Origin of the sequence: Planomonospora sp. ID82291 (assembly GCF_015711645.1) — a bacterium.
In the GTDB taxonomy this organism is placed as follows: domain Bacteria; phylum Actinomycetota; class Actinomycetes; order Streptosporangiales; family Streptosporangiaceae; genus Planomonospora.
Genome location: NZ_JABTEX010000007.1, coordinates 148,528 through 170,255 on the forward strand (window position 1 = coordinate 148,528; position 21,728 = coordinate 170,255).

At 69.8% G+C, this 21,728-nt stretch carries 17 protein-coding genes and 1 pseudogene; 10 read left to right on the forward strand and 8 right to left on the reverse strand.

Annotated features, from left to right (window positions below; translation table 11 throughout):
* Nucleotides 1-7: 7 nt before the first annotated feature.
* The 5 genes from HS045_RS31155 to HS045_RS31175 form a co-directional block, all read right to left on the reverse strand.
* Complete coding sequence (locus HS045_RS31155; protein WP_196455192.1) at nt 8-253, reverse strand: putative ATP-grasp-modified RiPP; 246 nt, start codon at nt 251-253, stop codon at nt 8-10.
* A 227-nt stretch (nt 254-480) separates the two neighbouring features.
* On the reverse strand, nt 481-618 hold the full coding sequence (locus HS045_RS31160; RefSeq protein WP_196455193.1) for a hypothetical protein: 138 nt from the start codon (nt 616-618) through the stop codon (nt 481-483).
* 61 nt (nt 619-679) lie between these two features.
* Complete coding sequence (locus HS045_RS31165) at nt 680-1,315, reverse strand: hypothetical protein (protein WP_196455194.1); 636 nt, start codon at nt 1,313-1,315, stop codon at nt 680-682.
* Nucleotides 1,312-1,515, reverse strand: a complete 204-nt coding sequence (locus tag HS045_RS31170) for a hypothetical protein (protein ID WP_196455195.1) — start codon at nt 1,513-1,515, stop codon at nt 1,312-1,314. The genes HS045_RS31165 and HS045_RS31170 overlap by 4 nt, the downstream gene beginning before the upstream one ends.
* A complete protein-coding gene (locus tag HS045_RS31175; protein ID WP_196455196.1) occupies nt 1,512-1,829 on the reverse strand; it encodes a hypothetical protein in 318 nt (105 codons plus the stop codon). The genes HS045_RS31170 and HS045_RS31175 overlap by 4 nt, the downstream gene beginning before the upstream one ends.
* A gap of 613 nt (nt 1,830-2,442) precedes the next feature.
* Here HS045_RS31175 and HS045_RS31180 point away from each other — a divergent pair.
* On the forward strand, nt 2,443-3,342 hold the full coding sequence (locus HS045_RS31180; protein ID WP_196455197.1) for a hypothetical protein: 900 nt from the start codon (nt 2,443-2,445) through the stop codon (nt 3,340-3,342).
* Between the two features lie 13 nt (nt 3,343-3,355).
* On the forward strand, nt 3,356-3,670 hold the full coding sequence (locus HS045_RS31185; RefSeq protein ID WP_196455198.1) for a 4a-hydroxytetrahydrobiopterin dehydratase: 315 nt from the start codon (nt 3,356-3,358) through the stop codon (nt 3,668-3,670).
* Between the two features lie 107 nt (nt 3,671-3,777).
* Here HS045_RS31185 and HS045_RS31190 read toward each other — a convergent pair whose 3' ends face one another.
* The gene (locus HS045_RS31190; protein ID WP_196455199.1) at nt 3,778-4,137 is read right to left on the reverse strand and encodes a UTRA domain-containing protein; all 360 of its coding nucleotides are present in this window, start codon (nt 4,135-4,137) and stop codon (nt 3,778-3,780) included.
* Nucleotides 4,138-4,287: 150 nt separating this feature from the next.
* Here HS045_RS31190 and HS045_RS36330 point away from each other — a divergent pair, with 150 nt between their 5' ends.
* The 5 genes and pseudogenes from HS045_RS36330 to HS045_RS31215 all read left to right on the forward strand — a co-directional run.
* On the forward strand, nt 4,288-5,682 hold the full coding sequence (locus tag HS045_RS36330) for a DNRLRE domain-containing protein (RefSeq protein ID WP_196455200.1): 1,395 nt from the start codon (nt 4,288-4,290) through the stop codon (nt 5,680-5,682).
* 27 nt (nt 5,683-5,709) lie between these two features.
* Nucleotides 5,710-6,920, forward strand: a protein-coding gene (locus HS045_RS31200; RefSeq protein WP_196454155.1) for an IS3 family transposase whose coding sequence is annotated in 2 segments (ribosomal slippage) — nt 5,710-6,016 and nt 6,016-6,920 — 1,212 coding nt in all. Because the reading frame shifts where the segments join, the coding sequence is not laid out codon by codon here.
* Between the two features lie 65 nt (nt 6,921-6,985).
* Nucleotides 6,986-11,440, forward strand: coding sequence for a DNRLRE domain-containing protein (locus HS045_RS31205; RefSeq protein WP_230885164.1), 4,455 nt, complete (start codon nt 6,986-6,988; stop codon nt 11,438-11,440).
* 86 nt (nt 11,441-11,526) lie between these two features.
* Nucleotides 11,527-12,126 carry a hypothetical protein gene (locus HS045_RS31210; RefSeq protein WP_196455202.1) on the forward strand — a complete coding sequence of 200 codons (600 nt, stop codon included), beginning with the start codon at nt 11,527-11,529 and terminating at the stop codon, nt 12,124-12,126.
* A 136-nt stretch (nt 12,127-12,262) separates the two neighbouring features.
* Nucleotides 12,263-12,992 (forward strand): annotated as a pseudogene (locus tag HS045_RS31215) (transposase family protein); the annotation flags it as partial.
* A gap of 274 nt (nt 12,993-13,266) precedes the next feature.
* On the opposite strand, the gene HS045_RS31220 reads toward HS045_RS31215, so the two are convergent.
* Nucleotides 13,267-13,986, reverse strand: coding sequence for a response regulator transcription factor (locus HS045_RS31220; protein WP_196455203.1), 720 nt, complete (start codon nt 13,984-13,986; stop codon nt 13,267-13,269).
* Nucleotides 13,983-15,098, reverse strand: coding sequence for a sensor histidine kinase KdpD (locus HS045_RS31225; RefSeq protein ID WP_196455204.1), 1,116 nt, complete (start codon nt 15,096-15,098; stop codon nt 13,983-13,985). Before HS045_RS31225 ends, HS045_RS31220 begins: the two co-directional genes overlap by 4 nt.
* A 428-nt stretch (nt 15,099-15,526) precedes the next feature.
* Between HS045_RS31225 and gsmA the strand changes: the two genes are divergently transcribed.
* From gsmA to HS045_RS31240, 3 genes are all read left to right on the forward strand, one after another.
* Nucleotides 15,527-16,618, forward strand: coding sequence for a sporangiospore maturation cell wall hydrolase GsmA (gene gsmA / locus HS045_RS31230; RefSeq protein ID WP_196455205.1), 1,092 nt, complete (start codon nt 15,527-15,529; stop codon nt 16,616-16,618).
* Nucleotides 16,608-19,028 carry a bifunctional diguanylate cyclase/phosphodiesterase gene (locus tag HS045_RS31235; RefSeq protein ID WP_196455206.1) on the forward strand — a complete coding sequence of 807 codons (2,421 nt, stop codon included), beginning with the start codon at nt 16,608-16,610 and terminating at the stop codon, nt 19,026-19,028. The genes gsmA and HS045_RS31235 overlap by 11 nt, the downstream gene beginning before the upstream one ends.
* A 225-nt stretch (nt 19,029-19,253) precedes the next feature.
* Complete coding sequence (locus tag HS045_RS31240) at nt 19,254-21,698, forward strand: bifunctional diguanylate cyclase/phosphodiesterase (RefSeq protein ID WP_196455207.1); 2,445 nt, start codon at nt 19,254-19,256, stop codon at nt 21,696-21,698.
* Nucleotides 21,699-21,728: the final 30 nt, after the last annotated feature.

Genomic DNA, 21,728 nt, shown 5'->3' on the forward strand with positions numbered 1-21,728 from the left:
GGCTTGTCTACCCGTCGCTGTTGGAGTCGTCGGCGACCGGGTTGCTCTTGCCTGAGCCGTCACCGCCACCTCCCTTGGATTTGGTGACGGTGACCGCCTTCTTCTTGTCACCCATGTCCACGATCGCGCCGGCCGCGTCGTAGAAGCGGGCGAGCTGGGTGGCGGGGTCGAGCACGGCGGTGGCGTACAGCGGTCCGTCTTTCGGAAGCGGTTCGGTGGCCTGGGCGAGTCCCCAGGCGGTGGCGGTGGTCATCTTCACTCCTTCGGTGAGAGGGGGTGTCGCGGGCGGGGCGCTGAGTGTCCTCGGCCGAGGACTAGCCGAGCCGAGGACACCCGCTGCGACCGTGGTTCGATGGCTCCGCGCCCGACGTCTGCCATCCAGTCGCGTCTTGCAACCTGCGGGCTCCCGTGCCCGCAGGGTTGATCGACGCGGCAACGCGGGGGCGAGTGATCCCACGCTGCCGCGCCAGCTCAGGGGGCCTACCGGCCGCGCGGGCGTCCGCGTGTTGAGAGGCGGACCAGCAGGACGGGCCCGAGAGTGACAGCGATCATGACGACCGTGACGATGGCGACCTTCAGCGACGCCACCACCAGCACGGCGATGAAGATCGTGCTCACTAGTAGACCGGTGTTCCTGATGCGTCTGAGCTTGGGGGACAACATTCCTCCGTCGTGGGGGTTACGCCAGGAGCGGCGCGGGCTGAAGATCGTGGACTTTGACGATCAACTGCGTAGCAAGCACGCGGGGCAACAGCACCTCGTCGTCAAGGCGAACGAACACGTTGTGCTCGCCGGTATGGACGGCTCTGCGGCCGGGGCCCGGCTGGAACACCTCGGCCAGCACGGCGACCGGTTCGGCGTAGGCCACCGTGCAGACCGCGGAGGAGATGTGAAGCCGAGGGCACAGGGCCAGTGCATCCCCGATGCACGCCCGGCACGTCGCGGGCGCGCTGGTGTAGCCGTTGCCCGGCTCACCGGGCACGTCACGGAACGCCGTCTCCGTCATGATCCACGGGATGCGACCTGATACCGGATCGGTGGCTACCTCCCCGCAGACCTGGCAGAGGTTCTTCTCCATGCATTCCCACTGTCGGCGGGTGTTCAGCAGCCGCCACTGCGGCTGCCCTTCCCGGGTGGTGCGAACGCGGACACGAAGCACGCCGTGGGCCCAGTCGTTCGGCCGCGGCCTGTCGTAGGCCAGCCGCAGCCCGCCGCCCAGCTTGCTCACGAACCGTGGATGCTGGTTGACGATCTCACCCGAGCGGGCGATCACGTAGGGAACGCGGATCTTGGGCTCCGCCACTGTGACGGTCATGCCGCGTCGCCCTGCTCCATGCGGGCGAAGCCCTCGTTCAGCGCGCGGGCGACCCGCTTGGAGACGCACCGCAGTTCGAGCTCGCGGAAAGTGTTCGCCGTCACGTCGGCGGGCGCGTCCGGCGGGGCGTCGGTGAACCGGGCCTCCCAGCCACCGCTGGACAGTTCCTTGACGTCGAACTCTATGATCCGTTTCGTCATGCCGCCGCTCCCCGGGCAGCGCAGATCATGTCCACCACCGCGTGAGGCTGGTCGGCGTTCACGGTCTGGCAGCCGACGTCCACCGTGGGGAGGGAGATGAGGTAGTGGCCGGCCCGTGGGCCGATGGTCACCGTGGCGATGACCCACCCGGCGTCGTCGTACACCGTCAGGTCCGGGGCGTGGTGGGTGATGGGTGCCTTCGGGGCCGGCATGCCGTCCCCGCGCAGCAGCATGCCGATCCTGTGAACGCGCGCGGTCCGCAGGCCGTGCGGCTTCACCAGCCGTTGCACGACGGCCAGCATCTTGTCGTGCATCTCGGCGACAAGGCCGGTTACCTCCGTCCAGATGTGTGCTTCTGCTCTGGTGGGGGGTGAAGAGAGCAGGGCGGTTGGATTACCGTGGCTCATGGGTCGGACCTCCGATGTCCGGTCAAGGGCCCGTCGGGTGTTGCCTGACGCCCGGCGGGTCCGCCTTTTCCCGCAGGGGAAAACAGATTCCATGACAACTTCTCGGAAGTGCCTGCGGGGAGAGGGCATGGGAGGAAGATTGAGGAAGTAGGGATGAACTTCCCCTTCCTCTCCGCTTTCCCGGCCATTGATGAGGTGGATGCGAATGCGCAGCGAACTCCCCGCGTGGGCGCTTCGGATACGTGACGAGCGGGAGAATAAGTGCTGGTCACAGAAGCAGTTGGCGGTGCAGCTACGGGCGGCGGCCGATCCGGACAACCCGATCCTGACCGCGACGGCGAGCATCCAGCGGTTGATCCGCCGGTGGGAGAACGGCGAGTGGCCACCGGGAGCGATCTATAAAACGCTGCTGTGCCGGGTATTCGAGTTAAGCAAGGAAGAACTCTTCGGATCCGACATATCCGAGAGAACCGGCGATACTCTCCCGCCATGGGAGATAACCCCCCACGAAGGCCGTGTCATGACGCAGCACGTGGCACCTGAGCTGGTGCCGTACTTCGCGGAGCAGTTGAAAGGCCACTACATGGCCGACATGTACTTGGGGCCGCACCACCTCATCCCGACCGTCATCGCGCAGCACCGGCTGATCTGCGACCTCGCTGGGCAGGCCCCGGACGATCTGCGGCGGGAGTTCCTGCGGGTCGGTGCGGCGTACGCGGCCCTGGTCGGCTGGCTGTACCAGGACGCCGGGGATCTGCGGCAGTCCGCGGGGTGGCGAGCCGAGACCCTCGACATGGCGCACCGCGCGCACGACCCGCAGCTCGTCGGGTACGCCCTGGTCAACAAGGCCATGCTGCGGACCGACACCGGGGACGGGCCCGGCGTGGTGGACCTGGCCGCGGCCGTACTGGCGGACGCCGGTCAGCTGTGCCCGAAGGTGCGGATCCTCGCGATGCAGCAGCGGGCGCACGGCCGGTCCCTGATGAGAGACCGGGCCGGGTGTGACCGGTCGCTGGAGGAGGCCGCGCACCTGACCGACGCGATCGACGACGACTTCGCGTGGGGCAACGCGGCCCGCCGGACCCCGCGCTACCTGGATGTGCAGCGCGCCACCTGCTACGGCCGTCTGGGACTGCACGCCGAGGCCGCGCAGTTGTGGGATTCCGCGCTGGCGCGGCAGCCGTCGACGTCCCAGCGGGACGTGGGCGTGTTCCGGGCGCGGTTCGCTACCGCGCTGGCGGCCACCGGGGAGAGTGGGCAGGCCGTGGCGGTCGCCGGGGACGTGGTGCGGTTGATCGGGGAGACCGGGTCCGCGCGGATGAAGACGGCGCTGCTCGGTATCCGGTCGGCGATGAAGCCGTGGGCGCGGACTCCTCACGGCCGGCAGATGGGTGAGATGCTGCGGACGATCATCGCCTAGCCGAAGGACGCCGATGTCTGAGCTGCAGCCATTGACCGATGAGGAGATCGCCCTCCGTCTCGCAGACCTGCCGGGGTGGGAACGACGCGGGGATGCGATCACCCGCACGTATCAGCACACCTACCACGAGTGCCTGCACCTGGTGATGTACGTCGGGGCGAAGGCCCGGGAGGTGGGTCATCACCCGGACATCGACATCCGCTGGCAGCGGGTGACCTTCTCGATCACGACGCACGACGCCGGACATCAGCTGACGGAGAAAGATTTCGAGCTCGCGGCGCACATCGACCGTATTGCCGAGGGGCATGAGGCCACGCCGGTGAAGTGAGCGGGGAAAACGACGGCCCCCAACGCGGTGTCGCTGGGGGCCGTCGCACTTGTCCACCCGAAACGTAGCCAAGTCGGGCCAGTATCGCACCGGCCGCGGAGTGCTCGCTACGCGGGCGCGGTCAGCGGCAAGCCGTCGTGGATGACCCGGACACGGGAGGCCGCGACGCGGCGCAGCAGCTCGATGGCGTGACCGGCGCCGGTGCGGGTGACGCGGTCGATGACGAGGACGGGACTGCCGGCAGGGATGCGCAGGGCCGCGGCCTCGGCGGAGGTGGCGGTGCGGGCGTGGAAGGTCTCGGTGACGCGGGCGGTCGCGACGTCCAGGATGCCTGCGGCGGCCAGCGCGCCGTAGATTCCGTCAGTGACCTTGCCGGATGCGGCGACGGGAGTGCCGTCCAGGAGGTCGGCCGGGTAGTAGGCGCGACCCCAGGCGAGGATGCTGCTGCGCGCTGCACAGGGGAGCATGAGGCGGCCGTCAATACTGTATTGACGAATCCAAGCCACCCTCTTGATCTATCCGGAAACCCATCTTTCCGATTTATGCTGATCTTTACTTTTATGCGGACCTTATGCAATGATCGTCCGGTTTGACTGAAACGATCATGAAAGGTCAGAGTGAACATCCATCCCCCGAGGCTCAGCGCGCTCGCACGCAGCCGCCGCACCTCCCTGATAGCCGTCCTCGGGCTATCGACATCAATGCTGGCGGCCTTACCAGCTGCCGCCGAACCCGCTCCCACCCCACCAGCTGCCGCCGAACCCGATCCCACCCCACCAGCTGCCGCCGAACCCGATCCCACCCCACCAGCTGCCGCCGAACCCGATCCCACCCCCTCTGCCTCCACGGCGCCCGCCCCTGCGGCCGATCCGCTGGCTTCCCTCAAGGCAGAAGCCAAGAAGCAGAACAAGCGCATCGAGATCGAGTCCTACCGGACGGAGACCTCGACTACCTACGCCAACCCAGACGGCAAGACGCTGCGGGTTGAGCTGTCCACCGAGCCCGTACGCGTCAAGAAGGCCGACGGCAAGGGCTTCACGCCGATCGACACCACCCTCGTCGAGGCGGACGGCGTCATCAAGCCCAAGGCCGCGAAGGGAAACCTCGTCCTGTCCGCCGGGCGGGACAAGACCCTCCTCAAGAGCCAGGCGGCCGACGCCACAACGAAGATCACCACACCGTCGGCCCTGCCCGCGCCCAAACTGAAGGGCAACACCGCCACCTACCGGTCCGCCTACGGCAAGGGCCGCGACCTGATGGTGACCGCGACCCGCACCGGATTCCAACAGCAGATCACCATCGCCGAACGGCCCACCGGCCCGGTCTCCTTCCGCGTCCCGGTCGACCTGCCCAAGGGCATGTCCTTCGCAAAGAACGCCGCAGGCCGGCCCACCATCGTGGGCAAGGACGGCAAGACACTGACCGAGGTGCGGCCGACCCTAATGCGGGACGCCAAAGCCGCCGACACAGATGCCCCGCTCGATGCAGGCAAGATCGGCAAGGCCGCCGTCACGCTCGCCGAAGACGGCAAGACCTTGATCTTCACGCCGGACGCCGCATTCTTGGCCGATGCGGCAACGACGTACCCGGTGACGATGACCGCCGCGGCCTCGGACTGGTACGAAGGCCACACCGGCGACTGGCAACACGGCGGCATGGACGCCTACATCAACGATTACGACCTCACGGACAGCTGGGACACCTTCGCCGATCCCGAGATCGTGGTCGGCAAGTCCTACGCCAGCAGCATCGCCAAGCGCTGGCGCGGCTACCTCAAGTTCCCCGACATCCCCGCCGAGTTCGCGGGCAGCAAGGTGGAAAACGCCGACCTGAACCTGTGGAACCACCAGTCCAATACCTGCGGAGAGTCTGTCGGCTCCGGCATCACAGCGCGGCGGATCACCTCCAGCTGGGATGACATGCTGCTGTACTGGAACAGTCAGCCGTCCGTCACCAGTACGGGCGCGGACGGGCCTTCCCCCCGAAGTGTGGACACCTTGAGTGCCGGATGATGGAAGTCCGGAGACGAGGAGTTCCACGTGGCGATGAAGTCGTACTCGCCGGAGTTCAAGGCCGACGCCGTCGCGCTGTACCTGTCTGACCCGACGCGGACGTACGCGTCGGTGGCCCGGGACCTGGGCCTCAACCGCGAGACCCTGCGCTTGTGGGTGAAGGAGTCGCGGGCCACCGGTTCTGCCCCCACGACCGCGGGGCCGACGAAGAAGCAGGCCGGCGGGCCGGTATCGTCCGACGCCGTGTTGGAAGAGGAGAACAGGCAACTGCGGGCCCGCATCCGGGAACTGGAGACCGAGCGGGACATCCTGCGCCGGGCGGCCAAGTATTTCGCGGGCGAGACGAACTGGTGAGCCGCTTTCAGTTCGTCGCCGACCACCGCGGCGCCTTCGGCGTCAAGCGGCTGTGCCGGGTGCTGGGGGTCTCGCGCTCGGGCTTCTACCGGTGGCAGAGCGCCGCTCCCGCGCGCGAAGCCCGCGCTGCGGCGGATGCCGCGCTGGCCGAGGAGATCAAGCAGATCCATGGTGAGTTCGACGGCACTTACGGCAGTCCGCGCGTCACCGCCGAGCTGCGTGGCCAGGGCATGAGGATCAACCACAAGCGCGTCGAGCGCATCATGCGCCGGTTCGGCATCGTCGGGCTGCACTTGCGCAAGAAGATCCGCACCACCGTCACCGAGCCGTCCGCGTCCAAGGCGCCCGATCTGATCAGCCGGGACTTCACCGCGCCCGCGCCGAACCAGCGCTATGTGGGTGACATCACCTACCTGCCCCTGGCCGACGGCGCGTTCCTGTACCTGGCGACCGTGCTCGACCTGCATTCACGCCGCCTGGCGGGTTGGTCGATCGCTGATCACATGCGTACTGATCTGGTCGTTGATGCGCTGCGGGCCGCCGCTGCGACCCGGGACGGCCTGGACGGAGCGATCTTCCATTCCGATCATGGCAGTCAGTACACCTCGCACCGGTTCGCCGAGGTCTGCGCCGAGCTGGGGGTGCATCAGTCGATGGGAGCGGTTGGCAGCAGCGCCGACAACAGCGCTGCCGAGGCGTTCAACGCCTCGCTCAAGCGCGAGACCCTGCAGGGCGCCCGGTCATGGCCCTCGGCCTGTCAGGCCCGTCTGGAGGTCTTCCGGTGGATCACTCGATACAACACCCGAAGGAGACATTCCGCTCTCGGTCAGCTCAGCCCGATCGACTACGAGCAGACGTCCGATAAGGTGCTGCTCGCCGCATGACAGCCGGTGTCCACACTTCGGGGGGAACCCCCGTTTCTAACGGCGGTACGGACGCGTTCGTGTCCATGACGGCCGCGGACGGGCAGTCCTACACGCTGAGCTGGCCGACCGCGTTGCCCAAACCGACTGTCAGCAAGAACACCGCCACCTTCACTGACGCCGCAGGTAAGGGCGCGGACCTGGTCGTCACCGTGCTGCCCACCGGGTTCCGGCACGATGTGGTGCTGCGGGAGCGGCCCGCCAAGCCGATGGAGATCCGTCTTGGTGTGCAGACCGATGGCCTGACCCTGTCCGAGGGCAAGGGCGGGCGGCTGCTGCTGACCCGTGGCAAGGGCAAGAAGCTGGTCGCGTCCGCGCCGCAGCCGGTCATGTGGGATGCCGGCGTCAAGGAGCGCTTGGCCGAGGGGCGTCTGCCTCAGGCCCGGCACAAGAAGATCACCACCGATGTGGTCAGCAAGAACGGTCGCACCGAGCTGGTGCTCAAGCCCGACCACGCGTTCCTGTCGGATCCGGCCACGAAGTATCCGGTGCGGGTGGACCCGACCACCACGCTGCCATCCAACAACGACGTGGACGTCAGCAGCGTCTTCAACACCGCGGGAAACCCGGCGGACCCCACCCTTCCAGTCATGATGGCCGGTACCCAGACCGGCAACGCCAAGTACCGGGTACACCTGCGCTTCGACACCGCCTCCCTCGCCGGGACGACCGTCACCGACGCCAAGCTGTCACTGCTGAACATGGACTCCTCCGGATGCGGCACCGCGGTCGGAGCCGGTATTCAAGTTCGCCGCCTGACCAGCGCCTGGGATGAGAACAACCTGGACTGGGCCAACAAGCCCGCCTCTACCACCGAGGACGCCCAGATCAACAAGGCGGGCTTCGGTGAGTCCTGCGCGGGCGGGTCGGCCGCGCTGGAGTGGCCGGTCACCGGGATTGCCCAGGACTGGGCGGCTGGCGCGGCCAACCACGGCCTGGTGCTGCAGTCCCCCTCGGAGACCAACGTCAACAACTACCGGGTACTCACCGCGTCCGAGGACACTGATTTCGGCAACCCGCCGAAGCTGACCGTCACGAGCACCGGCCCGGCCTCGGTCCCGACCGTCACCAACCTGACGATTACCCCCGCCCGGAGCGCCGACGGCATCACGGTGGCCACCTCGCTCACCCCGCAGCTGGCCGCCACCGTCACCGACACCATCGGCGGTAACCTGACGGGTGAGTTCGAGATCGAACATGACCCGGCCGCCACTAGCCAGGGCGCCGGGCAGATCTGGACCGGTACCTTGGCTGCGGTGGCCTCCGGTGGCCAGGCTGCGGTGACCGTCCCGGCCGGGAAACTGGCCGACGGCTGGAAGGTGCGCTGGCGGGCCCGCGCGGCCAACTCGGCCGCGTCGAGCATCTCGGCGTGGTCGGACTGGCAGTCGGCCACGGTGGACGTGCCCAACCCGGCGGTGAGCGCCTTCCAGGTCACGCCCGCGCAGCTGGTGGACGGTGTCACCGTGACCACGAGCCTCACCCCGGCCCTGCACACGGCGGTCACCGACCCGGCCGCCCAGCCGCTGCGGGCGGAGTTCGAGGTCGAGCACGATCCTGCCGCGACCGGGCAGGGCACCGGCCAGATCTGGGCCGGAGCCGTGGACAACGTCGCCTCCGGCATCCAGGCCAGTATCACCGTCGCCGACGGGAAGCTGACCGAGGGGTGGAAGGTGCGCTGGCGGGTCCGGGCGGTGAACCCGGCCACCACTGTCGGCTCGCCGTGGTCGGACTGGCAATCCCTGAGCGTGGACGTGCCCGATCCGGTCTCCGAGCCGGCCGTGGGCGCATTGCAGGTCAGTCCGTCGGAGCAGGTGAACGACACCACCGTCACCCCCACCCGCACCCCGTCCCTGCTCGCTCAGGTGAGCGACCCGGCAGGCAGGCCGCTGCGGGCCGAGGTCGAGATCGAGCACGACCCCGCCGCGCCCGCCGGGCAGGGCACCGGCCAGATCTGGGCCGGCAACGCGGACAACGTCCCGGCGGGCACCCAGGCGAGCATCGCCGTCCCGGCCGATACGCTTGCCGATCAGTGGAAGGTGCGCTGGCGGGCCCGATCGGTCTCGGCCACCGCCTCTTCCGCCTGGTCGGACTGGCAGCAGGTCACCGTCAGCCTGCCCAAGCCCAGCACGACCGGCCTGACCATCACCCCGTCGAAGGCGGTGGACGGCGTCACGGTGACCACCAGGCTCACCCCCACGCTGCAGGCCACCGTCACCCACCCGGCCGGCCAGCCGGTGCGAGCCGAGGTCGAGATCGAGCACGATCCCGCCGCGCCCGCCGGGCAGGGCAGTGGCCAGATCTGGACCGGCAACGCGGACAACATCGCCTCCGGCACCCAGGCGAGCCTCATCGTCCCCGAAGGGAAGCTGACCGACGGGTGGAAGGTGCGCTGGCGCCTGCGCGCGGTCGCCGGTGACGCATCCTCGGCCTGGTCGAATTGGCAGCAGGTCACCGTTGACGTCACCCAGCCCGGGGAGGAGCCCCTGGCGCAGACGGCCCGGCCGGTGATCCGCACCGACCAGAGCTTCACCGCCGCTGCCTGGTTGCGGTGGAGCGACAAGGACGGCGACTACACCGTCCTCGAGCAGAAAGGCGGCCACCAGGCCCCGTTCCGCCTCGGTAATACGGCGGATCACGGGTTGGTGTTCACCTTCACCAGCATCGATGCCGCCGACGCTACAGTCGAGGGTGTGCTGTCCGACGTCGAACCGCCGGTCAACGAGTGGTTCCATCTAGCTGGCGCATACGACGCATCCACGAAGACCGCGTCGCTGTATCTCAACGGTGCCTTGGTCAAGTCCGTGCCGATCAGTTTCTCCGCATGGAACGCTGATAACGCGATGTCGCTGGGGGTCGGCATGCTGGGCGATCTCGACGATGTCCAGGTCTACCAGCGGCCCTTGACCGCCATTGACGTAGCAGCTCTCCTCACAAGCACGAACCAGCGAACTGCCCAGAACGCGAACTCTTCGAGTCAGCCCTCGCAGACTGCGTCTCGCGCCTCGGCCACCGCTGAAGACTTCGATTACGACCATCTCAGTCTGGAGGACTGTCTCCGGTCTCCCAAGCACCCGACCATTGATTATGCCCGTCTGCAAGAACGTCCGTTCTCTTCCTGCTGGACAAGCTGGGTTAGCATGGGAACGTACGAAGCGGCAGAGAATGGTGACGGCCCGGACGGAAAGCGATGGGTCAAGGCCAGCAATAAAGTCGGCGTCAGCAGAAGTGGCGGCAGAGCCGGCATAGTGGCCTCCATCCTGGAACTGGCTCAGGGAGATACCCTTCCCAACGACATCATCTTCCAGTTCCGTGCCACCTGGGTGACCAACAGCTACGTGGGGAACTGGGCTGGCACAGAGGTAGCCAACGCAGGAGGCAGTGGCCTGAAGCCGCAGAACATGAAACTCTTCCTGCGGCTGACCGACTTCGCCTTGTATTGGAACGGGAAGAGATACCCTATCAGCGAGGAGAGCGCCGAGGACATTCAAGAGCTTCCGCTGACATTCGAGGTTCAAACCGAATCCGACAATCTGACGCCTTGCCGGAGCATCACTGGAAGCACTACGAAGACGATTAGGGAATGGGAGAAGACCAGTAGCACCATGTACCTGCTGGAAAGCAATCCCATCGCGGGAGGGCCCAACGCTATATGCACGATCAAGCCCATGCTCGCCCGTTTTCATAACAACCGTAGGGATCTCCCCTTATGGAGCCCGGAAATAGTGGGGACGCAGGGGAAGCGGCTTGGTGTGGCCCGACATGGTTACGGGCGGCTACCAGGGGACCTCAGCACTCTCGCCGCCCCCTACTATCGGTGCGATCGGGACAAGGTCATCAATCACACCGGCGGATGCGTCAACGACAGGGCACACCGGGTCTTCGAAATGTCGGAGGGCAAGAACCCTGAATTTGCCGAAGTCACCAGGCATATCAAAGCCGCCCTGGACCCGAGCGTCAACGGGTTGACGTCGCCCCCACTTCGGCCAGGACATGACTGGTCGAAGCCGGAGTATCCGCCTACGAAGCGCTGGACCGGGACCGAGCAGCCGAAGACGATCCCTGGAAACTGGAATGTCGCCTCCAGTCCTCCGCTGCATAAGCGTCCTGCAGGCACCAGCGGCTTCAACAGGAAATTCTTCTCCGGCATTGAGATGTACATGGACGACGGGAAGCACTGGAGTGCATCACCTATCACCAATTACTGTAAATACTACTTCAGAGACCAATATCCAAAGGCGGAGAATAGCGAAGGGATGCCGTGGGCCGGCGGCAGGACGCGGCCCACTAGACTGGAGTGCGACGAGTATCCCTTCGCCTCGACCTACCAAGGGGCGGCCGGCAGTGGAAGGGGAACTGGCCACTACTCCATCAGGGCCGTTAACGGCGGACACAACGACCTGCACGGCAGGGCGCTGAAGGGTTTCTATGACAAATATCATGTCGCCACCCATCATGCCTTCTGGGTGAGCGTCGTCCCGTAGTCATCTTCGTCGGTATATCGAAGTGGGGGTGTTGGTCATATACGGCCGATACCCCCACTGTCCGCAGACCAACCAACAAGAGGCCAATGATGCAGAAACCCGATCGCGCCCTTCCTGAGGAAAGTCAGTGGGATCTACTTGCCGGACACGGACTGGAATCGTGGTTCAGCTGCCAGTGGGTGGACACGGAAGATGGCAACGAGATCGCCCGGCGGCTGGGCGTCGACCCCCGAGACGGCACGTTGTGTGATTTTCAGACAGCCATGCAATCATACGAAATCGGCCCGGAGGAACTCATCGTCTGGGTGGGAGAGCACTCGGCCGGCTGGTCGACCATCCTCACCATCAGCGGAACGATGCCGCCACATCTGATAGAGGCGCTGAGCGCAGACGGGCAACGCGTACTCGAAGCCTATTATGTGGAAGAGGCCGATCCCGGCAAACTGCTATACACTTATGACAGGGAATATCGTGGAGAGATATTCCCTCCTTCCTCCCCTGGGGGATGGATGGAGGTCCCTGAGTTCGAGGCGCACGCGAGCGGACTGGAGCTCAGCGACGAAATCAGCGACGCTGAAACCTTTGACCGCTACATGTGCATGGTAGGACGAATCACCGGCCGGTTCATCGACCGCGCATGGTTCGCGTCAACGCGAACCCTGTATCACGTTCCACACGAAGAATGACGTCGATGAACGCATGAGGCTTTTTCATCCTGATGGCCCAGGTCACGGCGGACCTGCAGAAGGCGGTAGCGGATGAGACGAGGATCCCGGTAAGACAGCAGTCGACCAAGATTCGATGCCCCAACCGGGAGCCTCGTTGCTGTCATACCGTGCCGCGATTCCGCTGTCCAACCGTACCCTTGTCCGCCTGGCCGGCTTGATCCGCGCCCACCGCGCGCAACGACGCTCCCGATGGCGCCCCCTCGGCCCCGGGTAACAAGCCCTCCTGGTCTTGGCCCACCTGCGCAACGGCGACGCCTACGCCCGCCTGAGCAGCGGGTTCGCCATCGGCACCACCACCTGGCGCTACGTACGCGAGGCGATCGACCTGGTCGCCGCCCTGGCCGACGACGTTCACACCGCCGCAAGGTCTCCCGCCTGGCCTACGTCGTCGGCGACGGCACGCTCCTGCCGATAACCGGCTGGCCGACGACAGGCCGTACTACTCCGGGAAACACCACCGGCACGGAGCCAACGCTCAGTTCCTCGCCGATCCGGCCGACCGCCTGGTGTGGGTCTCGCCCGCGCTGCCCGGGGCGGTGCACGATCTGACCGCCGTCCGGCGGACCGGCCTGGTCGATGCCCTCACCGGCGCTGGCGTCCGGGTCCTTGCCGATCGGGGGTACCAGGGTGCGGATGGCATGATCCGGACCCTGTTCAGGCGCCACCGGCACCGGCCGCGCCTGTCGCGCAACCAGAAGTCCGTCAACCGCTCCCACGGCCGTGTCCGCGTGACCGGAGAACTCGCCGCCACGACCCTGAAGACGTGGAAGGTGCCGGTCCGGCTGCGCTGCTGCCCACCACGCCGCGCCACCGCGATCGCCCAGGTCCGATACTTCGAAGACGACGGCGCGCACGTCGTCGGGCCGGTGTGGGAGCGGGCGCGGTGCAGCCCGGGGGGGGGGGGGGGGGCATCGTGGGGGCGTTGCGGGCGCTGGAGCGTGAGGAGCTGCTGTGGCGGCGCGGGGACGCGTGGCAGGCCGTGTCCTGAGCAGGTGACCGTCCTCGTTCGCGGCCCGCTCTCCCAGGTCGTGCCGTCCCGGTCATGGTCCGCTCCGGCCGCCGTGTCCGGGCCGAGGCGAGGCCCGGACACGGGCGCGGTCAGCGGCGGACCGAGAGGGTGTCCTTGCCGTTCTGGTGCTGGGCCGGGGGGCGGTAGCGGTAGCCGACGCCGCGGACCGCCTCGATGGGCGAGGCGGAGGTGTCGGGGTTGAGGCGGCGGCGCAGGCGCAGGATGGCGAACTTCACCCGCTCCGGGCTGAGCCCCGTGGGGTCGTCCCACACCAGGGAGAGCAACTGGGAGGAGCTCAGGACGTTGCCGGCGTGCCGTACGAGGGTGTTGAGCAGACGGAACTCGGTCGGGGTCAGGTGGATCTCCTGGCTCTCGACGAAGACCGTCCGGGTCGCCGGCTCCACCCGGATGAGCCCGTCGTCGTAGACGTCCTCGGCCCAGGAGGCCGTTCCGGCGCGGCGCAGCAGCGCCTCGACCCGGGCGGTGAGCTCGGCCCGGGAGAACGGCTTGACGAGGTAGTCGTCGGCCCCGGCGCGCAGGCCGCGCACCTTCTCCCGCTCCTGGCCCCGGCCGGTGAGGATCAGGATCGGCAGGTCGCTGATGTCCCGGACCCGCTCCAGGACCTGCCAGCCGTCCATGACGGGCAGGCCGATGTCGAGGATCAGGGCGTCCGGCTTGTGCTGGTGCAGCAGGCGCAGGCCGCTGCGGCCGTCCGTCGCGGGGATGACCTCGTGTCCGCCGTGGCCCAGGAGCACCTGGATGGCGGAGAGCGTGTCGGAGTCGTCCTCGACGACCAGGAGGCGGCTCATCGCTGCTCCCTCCGGTCGCGGACGGGTTCCCAGGGAAGGTCCACGCGCACCTCCGACCGTCGCGTCCCGTTCTCGATGAGCTGCAGCGTGCCGCCGTGCATGCCGACGATCGCGCGGGCCATGCCGAGCCGCGGCCACGCCTTCTCCCCCGCCGGGTCCTCGCCCCGGCCGGCCTGGTCGGTGAGGCTGGTCTCGCCGTCGGCGGCGACGCAGCCGATCTCCACCCGCCACCCGTCGACCGTGGGCCGGAGCTCGACCTCGACGGCGTCGCCGGGGCCGGCCCGGGTGATCGCCGCGGTCAGCAGGATGTCGAGCATGCGGCGGACCCGGACGGTGTTGCAGCTCAGCGCCGGGCCCGGCCGGGCGTGGTAGCGCAGGGAGACGCCGGCGTGCAGGGCTCCGGGGCGGAACTGGGCGACGATGTCGCGGACCATCTCCATCGGATCGACCCGCTCCGGCCGCAGCTCCGGTTCGGTCGTGGCGGGGTCGGCCAGCAGCGGCAGGTCGTTGAGGAGCTCCGACAGCCGCAGTGCGTTGCGCTCGATGACCTTGACGAACTCGCTCTGGTCGCCGGTGAGCGGGCCGGTCTCGGGGTCGGCCAGCAGGCCCGCGTAGGCGAGGATCGGCGTGATCGGCGTGGCCAGGTCGTGGACGACGGTGGAGATGAACTCCGTCTTGGCCGCGGCGAGCGTCGCGGCGTCGGAGGGGCCGCCGGAGCGGATCTCGGATTCCCGGCGCCCGGAGGCGTCCAGGGCGGCGGCCAGGCAGGAGAGCGCCTCGGGGACGCCGTGGCCGTCGAACCCCGCCGCCAGCGTCACGGCGAGCATCCGGCCGGGCCCCGCGGGCCACAGGCGCTCCCCGTTCGCGGGCGGGGTGGCGTCGGCCGCCCGCAGCTCGGCGCCCAGCACCCCGGGCACGCTCCGGAGCCCGGCGAGCAGCGCGGTGTCCGCGTTCACCCCGCCGGGGTCGTCGGACCCGCGCAGTTGCTCGTCGAGGAGACCGAGGATCGCCCGAGTGGTGTCCACCGCGTTCACGGCGTCGGACGCGTCGTCCGGCGGGTGTGAAGCGGCCTGGTCGAGACGACCACCGCTGTTCAGCATGCTGCCCCCCACATGTCCCCCCTCGGCAGTCGGGCCCTCCCCCAAGGACCCCGGGACTCGTCACTAATAGCAATTCATCCCAAACAGAACGTTATCAACCCTGCCCGGCTGGTCGCGACCGAGGTTTGACCGGTGCGGGAGGGACGGCGGTCCGATCGGTGTGCGGGAGGGGCGGCGGTCCGATCGGTGTGCGGGAGGGGCGGCGGTCCGATCGGTGTGCGGGAGGGGCGGCGGTCCGATCGGTGTGCGGGAGGGGCGGCGGCCTGATCGGTGCGGGAGGGGCGGCGGCCTGATCGGTGCGGGAGGGGCCGTCCCGCGCCGACGGCAACGGATCTGCACCCGGCGCGCACCCGAAGGCGCAGCCCGCGCCGCCGATCGTCGGTGCCATGTGGGAGCCGACCTCGCGACACGGGCTGAGCCGAGTGCTCATCACCAGTGCCGTGGCACTGTCATGCCTGGTCACGGGGTTCGGAGTGCTCGGCGGAACCGCCTACGCCGCCCCCTCGGGGCTGCCGCCGACGCCGGTCAGGCCCGCCGTGACCGAGATCGGCCCCCTCTCCTCCCCCGCAACCGCCCCGGGCGGCGCCGTCACCCCCCCGCCCCCCGAGGCCACCCCCTCGCCCTCTGCGGCATCCCCCGCCGCAGAGGGCGCCCCGCCCGCAGGCACGCTCATGGTCGAGGCGCGCACCGCCGGCGGCGCGCTCGCCGTACGGAGCGAGCCCTCCTCCGCCGCCGCCACGCTGCGCGGCATCGGGGACGGCGCCCGCTTCCCCGTCGAGTGCCGCGTCTCCGGCGAGTGGACCCGCGGCACGGTCAGGACCACCGGCTCCTGGCTGCGCGTGGACGGGGGCGGCTACGTCCCCGACGCCCACGTCGTGCGCCCCGCGCCGGTCGGACGGTGCGCGCCGCCGCCCGCCGCCGGGATCCCCGCACCGGTCGCGGCGGGCGCCGCGGCTCCCGTCCCGGCCGTGTTCCCGGCCGCGGCCCCGGTCCCCTCGCCCGCCCCCGCCCCCGCTCCCGTGGCCCCCGCCGCGGGCGCCGCGCCCGCCACCGCCGTCGTCCCCGGCACCCGGGCGGAGTTCATCCGCCAGGTCGGTCCCGCCGCCCGGCAGAGCATGCGGGCGACGGGCGTGCCCGCCTCGGTGACCCTGGCCCAGGCGATCCTGGAGTCGGGCTGGGGGCGCAGCACGCTGTCGACCCGGGACCGCAACTACTTCGGCATCAAGTGCTCCGGCGGCCCGGCCGGCCGCGCGGCGGGCTGCCGCGACTACCCGACCACCGAGTGCGGCTCCGGCGGCTGCGGGAAGACCACCGCGTCCTTCCGGACGTACCGCACCGCGGCGGACTCGTTCGCCGACCACGGGGACTTCCTCGCCTCCAACCGCCGCTACCGGGCCGCGTTCGCCCACACCGGGGACCCCGACCGGTTCGCCCAGGAGATCGCGAAGGCCGGATACGCCACCGACCCGGCCTACCCCGGCAAGCTGACCGCCCTCATGCGCACCCACGGCCTGTACGGCTATGACCGCTGACCGGCGGCCCCGCTGGCCGATCTTCCTCGCGGGCGGCCTGCTGGTGAGCGTCGCGGGGCCGCTGCTGCCCGGCGAGGGCGCCGACATCGCCGTCCGATCGGTCGTGTCGGTCGCCGCGGTGATCGCGATGATCGCCGGGACGCGCCTGCACCGTCCGGCCGCTCCGGCGGCGTGGCGGCTGCTGATCGCGGGCCTGGCCGCCTGGGTGGGCGCGGACCTGCTGTGGACCGGCTGGTTCCTGACGGCCGGCGGGGACGGCCACCCGGTCCCCTTCTGGCTGGAGGCGGCCTACCTGCCGGCGTATCCGCTGCTCTTCGCCGGGCTGGGCCGCCTGCCGGGCAACGCGATCCGCTCCAGGAACGTCGGCGTGACGCTCGACGCCATGGTCATCCTGCTGGGAGCGGCCTTCGTGTACTGGACGGTCTCCTTCAACCCCTACGGGAACCTCCAGGCGATGTCGGGCCACGCGCTCCTCATGGCGGCGGCCTATCCCGTCGCGGGCCTGTTCCCGCAGTTCATGGCGGTCCGGCTCTGGTTCACCCACGGCCTGCGCAACCGGTCCTACGCGATGCTCGTCCTGGGCGTGCTCGGGCTGTACGTCAACGACGTGCTGTACTTCCTGGACATCCAGATCGGCGAGGGCTGGAGCTACGGCCTCCTGGCGAACGCGGGCTGGCTGCTCTGGTTCGTCCTCATGGGCACGGCCGCGCTGCACCCGTCGATGGCCGACGCCCGTTCGACCGCCTCCGACGGCCACCTCACCGTGGCGCGGGGCGTCGCCTTCCTGGTGATGGCCTGCGCCGGGCCGGTCTCCCTCATCATCACCATCCCGGCCGGCACGCCGGTGGACCCCCTCGACTTCACGGCTCCGATGATCATGTTCATCGGCCTGATGGGGTTCCTGACCATCCGGCTGATCACCAACGCCGGCGCGGCGCACCGGCGCGCGCTGCTCCTGGACGAGCAGGCCGCGGAGCTGCAGCGCGCGCTGGCGGAGCAGAGCGCGCTGCAGGAGCTGGTCAGCCACCGGGCGATGCACGACCCGCTGACGGGGCTGGCCAACCGGGCGCTGTTCAACGACCGGCTGGAGCAGGCCACGGTCCGGCGCTCGCCGGCGGCCCGGCACGCGTTGCTCCTGCTGGACCTGGACGGGTTCAAGCACGTCAACGACGGCTACGGCCATCCGGTCGGCGACCAGCTGCTGATCCAGGCCGGACGGCGCCTGCGGGAGATCGTGCGGGAGGCCGACACGCTGGCGCGGTTCGGCGGCGACGAGTTCGCGGTCCTGCTGGAGGACGTCACCGCCGAGGAGGCGGGCGAGATCGCCGGGCGCGTCGTCGACGTCATCGCCGAGGCCTTCACCGTCGGCGGGTACGCCCTGCACGTGACCACCAGCGTCGGCCTGTACATGATCGCCGAATCGGTCCCGGCCGGCGACGTGCTGCGCGACGCCGACCTGGCGCTGTACGCGGCCAAGGCGGCGGGCAAGAACCAGATCAGCGTGTTCCACCCCGGGCTGCGCGTGGAGCGGCTCGACCAGGCCCGCATCGCCGAAGGACTGCGCCGGGCGCTCGAACACGACGCCTTCTCCGTCGACTACCAGCCGGTCGTGGACCTGCGGACCGGCGCGGTGCACGCCGTGGAGGCGCTGCTGCGCTGGTCGGCCTCCGAGGGGGTCGTGCCGCCGGACGCGTTCATCCCGACGGCCGAGGAGACCGGCCTGATCGTGCCGATCGGGGCGCGGGTGCTCCGCCGCGCCTGCTTCGACGCCCGCCGCTGGCACGAGCGGTACGGCATCGCCGTCACCGTCAACGTCTCGGCGGTCCAGCTGCGCCGACCGGACTTCGTCGCCACGGTGCTGGACGCCCTGGCCGACAGCGGCCTGCCCGGTGAGGCGCTCATCCTGGAGATCACCGAGACGGCCCTGCTGGACACCGGGATGCAGCGCAGCGACCAGGCCATCGAGTACCTGTTCGCGCTGCGCGGCCACGGCGTGCGGGTCGCCATCGACGACTTCGGCACCGGCTACTCCTCCCTCGCGTACCTGCACCGCCTCCCGGTCGACGTGGTCAAGATCGACGGCGCCTTCACCACGCTCACCTCCGGCACCGACGTCGCCTCCCGCCAGCGGCACGCCTTCACCCGGGCGATCCTCGGCCTCTGCGAGAGCCTGGACCTGCCCGCCGTGGCCGAGAAGGTGGAGACCGCCGAGCAGGAGGAGTTCCTGCGCGGCATGCGCTGCCCGCTGGGCCAGGGCTACCTGTTCAGCAAGCCCGTGCCCCCCGCCACGCTGGACCGGTTCCTGGCCGGCGGCACCGGGGCGGGGGCCGGGGCCGCCGGGAGCGCCGGGACCGCGGAGGGGCCCGGCGGCTCCGCGGACCCGATCGGCGGTGAGCGCCTGGCCGGCTGATCGCCCGCCGTGCCCCGCCCGCCGTGCCCCGTCCGCCCTGCACGCGACCCGCCGTACGCACCGCCCGCCGTACGACGCGCCCGCCGTACGCACCGCCCGCCGTACGGCGGGCGGAGGACGGTTCCCGCGCAGGGCTCAGATCACCCCGGCGTCTACCGATGGGAGGAAGGGCCTCCCCGCACCCGTGACCCCGTCCGCCCCACCGCCGCACGCCAGGAGAAGACGATGCAGCCAGACGCCGCCCCCCCGGGGCACGTCACGCGTCCCCGGCAGGGACGGAGAGCCCTCCGTCCCCCCCTCTGGCTGCTCTTCCTCCTGCTCGGCTGCCTGCTGATCGCGGTCGTGGTCGTCACCCCGGGCTGGGTCGGCGAACTGCTGTGGGAGGTCATCCCGGTCGTCGCGGCCGTCGCGATGGCCGCCGGGATCCGGCGGCACCGCCCGCCCGCGGCCTCGGCCTGGTGGCTGATGACGGCGGGCGTGGCGGTCTGGGCGGCGTCCGACCTGCTGTGGACCGGCTGGTACGTGGCGGCCGGCGACGCCGGTGCGGTCCCCCGCTGGGTCGACCTGCTCTACGTGCCGATGTACCCGCTGGTCGCGCTCGGCCTGAGCCGGCTGCAGCGCGACCCGGACCGCGCCGGGAACGGCGGGGTGACGCTGGACGCGGTGGTCATCGTGATGGGGATCGCGTTCCTGTACTGGACGCTGATCTTCAATCCGTACCTCGGTGCCGAGAGCCTGGGCGACGCCGACCACCTGACGGCCCTGCTCTACCTGGGCCTGGACATGGCCGTCGTCTTCATGGGGGCCCGGCTCTGGTTCCGCTACGGCAACCAGAGCACCTCCTACGCGCTGCTCGGGCTGGCGTTCACCGCCCTGCTCGTCGCCGACGCGGTCTACACCACGACGCTTGTGGACGACGGAGGCCCCGGCGTCTCGATCCTGGACGGCTCCGGCGCCGAGCTCGTGGGGAGCGCCGCCTGGCTGCTCTGGCTCGTCCTCATGGGCACGGCCGCGCTGCACCCGTCGATGACCGGGGCCCGGGACGTCCTGCCCAGCAACGCCCTCACCGTCGCCCGGGGCGGCGTCTTCCTGAGCATCGCCTGCGCCGGGCCCGTCTTCTTCCTCATCAGCCTCGGGCCCGGCCCGGTGACGCTGACCCGCGCCGACCTCGCCGTCCCGTTGGCGCTGCTGACCGGCCTGTCCGCGTTCCTGATCATCCGGCTGGTCGTGGGCACCAGCGCGGCGCAGCGGCGCGCGCTGCTCCTGGACGAGCAGGCCGCGGAGCTGTCGCGCGCGGCGGAGGAGCAGAGCGCGCTGCAGGAGCTGGTCAGCCACCGGGCGATGCACGACCCGCTGACGGGGCTGGCCAACCGGGCGCTGTTCAACGACCGGCTGGAGCAGGCCACGGTCCGGCGCTCGCCGGCGGCCCGGCACGCGTTGCTCCTGCTGGACCTGGACGGGTTCAAGCACGTCAACGACGGCTACGGCCATCCGGTCGGCGACCAGCTGCTGATCCAGGCGGCGCGTCGTCTCCGGGAGATCGTGCGGGAGGCCGACACGCTGGCGCGGTTCGGCGGCGACGAGTTCGCGGTCCTGCTGGAGGACGTCACCGCCGAGGAGGCGGGTGAGATCGCCGGGCGCGTCGTGGAGGCGGTCGCCGAGGCCTTCACCGTCGGCGGGTACGCCCTGCACGTGACCACCAGCGTCGGCCTGTACATGATCGCCGAGTCCGCCGACGCGCAGGAGGCGCTGCGCGACGCCGACCTGGCGCTGTACGCGGCCAAGGCGGCGGGCAAGAACCAGATCAGCGTGTTCCACCCCGGGCTGCGCGTGGAGCGGCTCGACCAGGCCCGCATCGCCGAAGGACTGCGCCGGGCCCTGGAGGAGGACGAGTTCGTCCTCAACTACCAGCCGGTCGTGGACCTGCGGACCGGCGCGGTGCACGCCGTGGAGGCGCTGCTGCGCTGGCACTCCCCCGAGGGCGTCGTGCCGCCGGACGCGTTCATCCCGACGGCCGAGGAGACCGGCCTGATCGTGCCGATCGGGGTGCAGGTGCTCCGCCGCGCCTGCTTCGACGCCCGTCGCTGGCACGAGCGGTACGGCATCGCCGTCAACGTCAACGTGTCCGGACACCAGCTGCACCGGCCCGGGTTCGTCGCCACGGTGCTGGACGCCCTGGCCGACAGCGGCCTGCCCGGTGAGGCGCTCATCCTGGAGATCACCGAGACGGCCCTGCTGGCCACCGGCCAGCAGGAGACCGCCCGGGTGATCGAGTACCTGTCGGAGCTGCGCACCTACGGCGTGCGGGTCGCCATCGACGACTTCGGCACCGGCTACTCCTCCCTCGCCTACCTGCAGCACCTGCCGGTCGACGTGGTCAAGATCGACGGCGCCTTCACCGGGTACGAGGCCGGCACCGACACCGCCTCCCGCCAGCGGCACGCCCTGACCCGGGCGATCATCGGCCTCTGCGAGAGCCTGGACCTGCCCGCCGTGGCCGAGAAGGTGGAGACCGTCGAGCAGGAGGAGTTCCTGCGCGACATGCGCTGCCCGCTGGGCCAGGGCTACCTGTTCAGCAGGCCCCTGCCGGCGCAGGACCTGGACCGCCTGCTGGCCGGCGGCGCCGCCCGCGACGGGTCCGGACGCGTCCGCGGCCTGCTGGCCGGCTGACGGTCCGCGCCTCCCTCCGGGACCTCCGGA

Bases quoted from the DNA above. Each gene is read 5' to 3' on its own strand.
- HS045_RS31155 (WP_196455192.1), bottom strand. From the start codon at position 253: ATGACCACCGCCACCGCCTGGGGACTCGCCCAGGCCACCGAACCGCTT.
- HS045_RS31165 (WP_196455194.1), bottom strand. From the start codon at position 1,315: ATGACCGTCACAGTGGCGGAGCCCAAGATCCGCGTTCCCTACGTGATC.
- HS045_RS31170 (WP_196455195.1), bottom strand. From the start codon at position 1,515: ATGACGAAACGGATCATAGAGTTCGACGTCAAGGAACTGTCCAGCGGT.
- HS045_RS31175 (WP_196455196.1), bottom strand. From the start codon at position 1,829: ATGCACGACAAGATGCTGGCCGTCGTGCAACGGCTGGTGAAGCCGCAC.
- HS045_RS31180 (WP_196455197.1), top strand. From the start codon at position 2,443: ATGACGCAGCACGTGGCACCTGAGCTGGTGCCGTACTTCGCGGAGCAG.
- HS045_RS31185 (WP_196455198.1), top strand. From the start codon at position 3,356: ATGTCTGAGCTGCAGCCATTGACCGATGAGGAGATCGCCCTCCGTCTC.
- HS045_RS31190 (WP_196455199.1), bottom strand. From the start codon at position 4,137: ATGCTCCCCTGTGCAGCGCGCAGCAGCATCCTCGCCTGGGGTCGCGCC.
- HS045_RS31205 (WP_230885164.1), top strand. From the start codon at position 6,986: ATGACGGCCGCGGACGGGCAGTCCTACACGCTGAGCTGGCCGACCGCG.
- HS045_RS31210 (WP_196455202.1), top strand. From the start codon at position 11,527: ATGATGCAGAAACCCGATCGCGCCCTTCCTGAGGAAAGTCAGTGGGAT.
- HS045_RS31220 (WP_196455203.1), bottom strand. From the start codon at position 13,986: ATGAGCCGCCTCCTGGTCGTCGAGGACGACTCCGACACGCTCTCCGCC.
- HS045_RS31235 (WP_196455206.1), top strand. From the start codon at position 16,608: ATGACCGCTGACCGGCGGCCCCGCTGGCCGATCTTCCTCGCGGGCGGC.
- HS045_RS31240 (WP_196455207.1), top strand. From the start codon at position 19,254: ATGCAGCCAGACGCCGCCCCCCCGGGGCACGTCACGCGTCCCCGGCAG.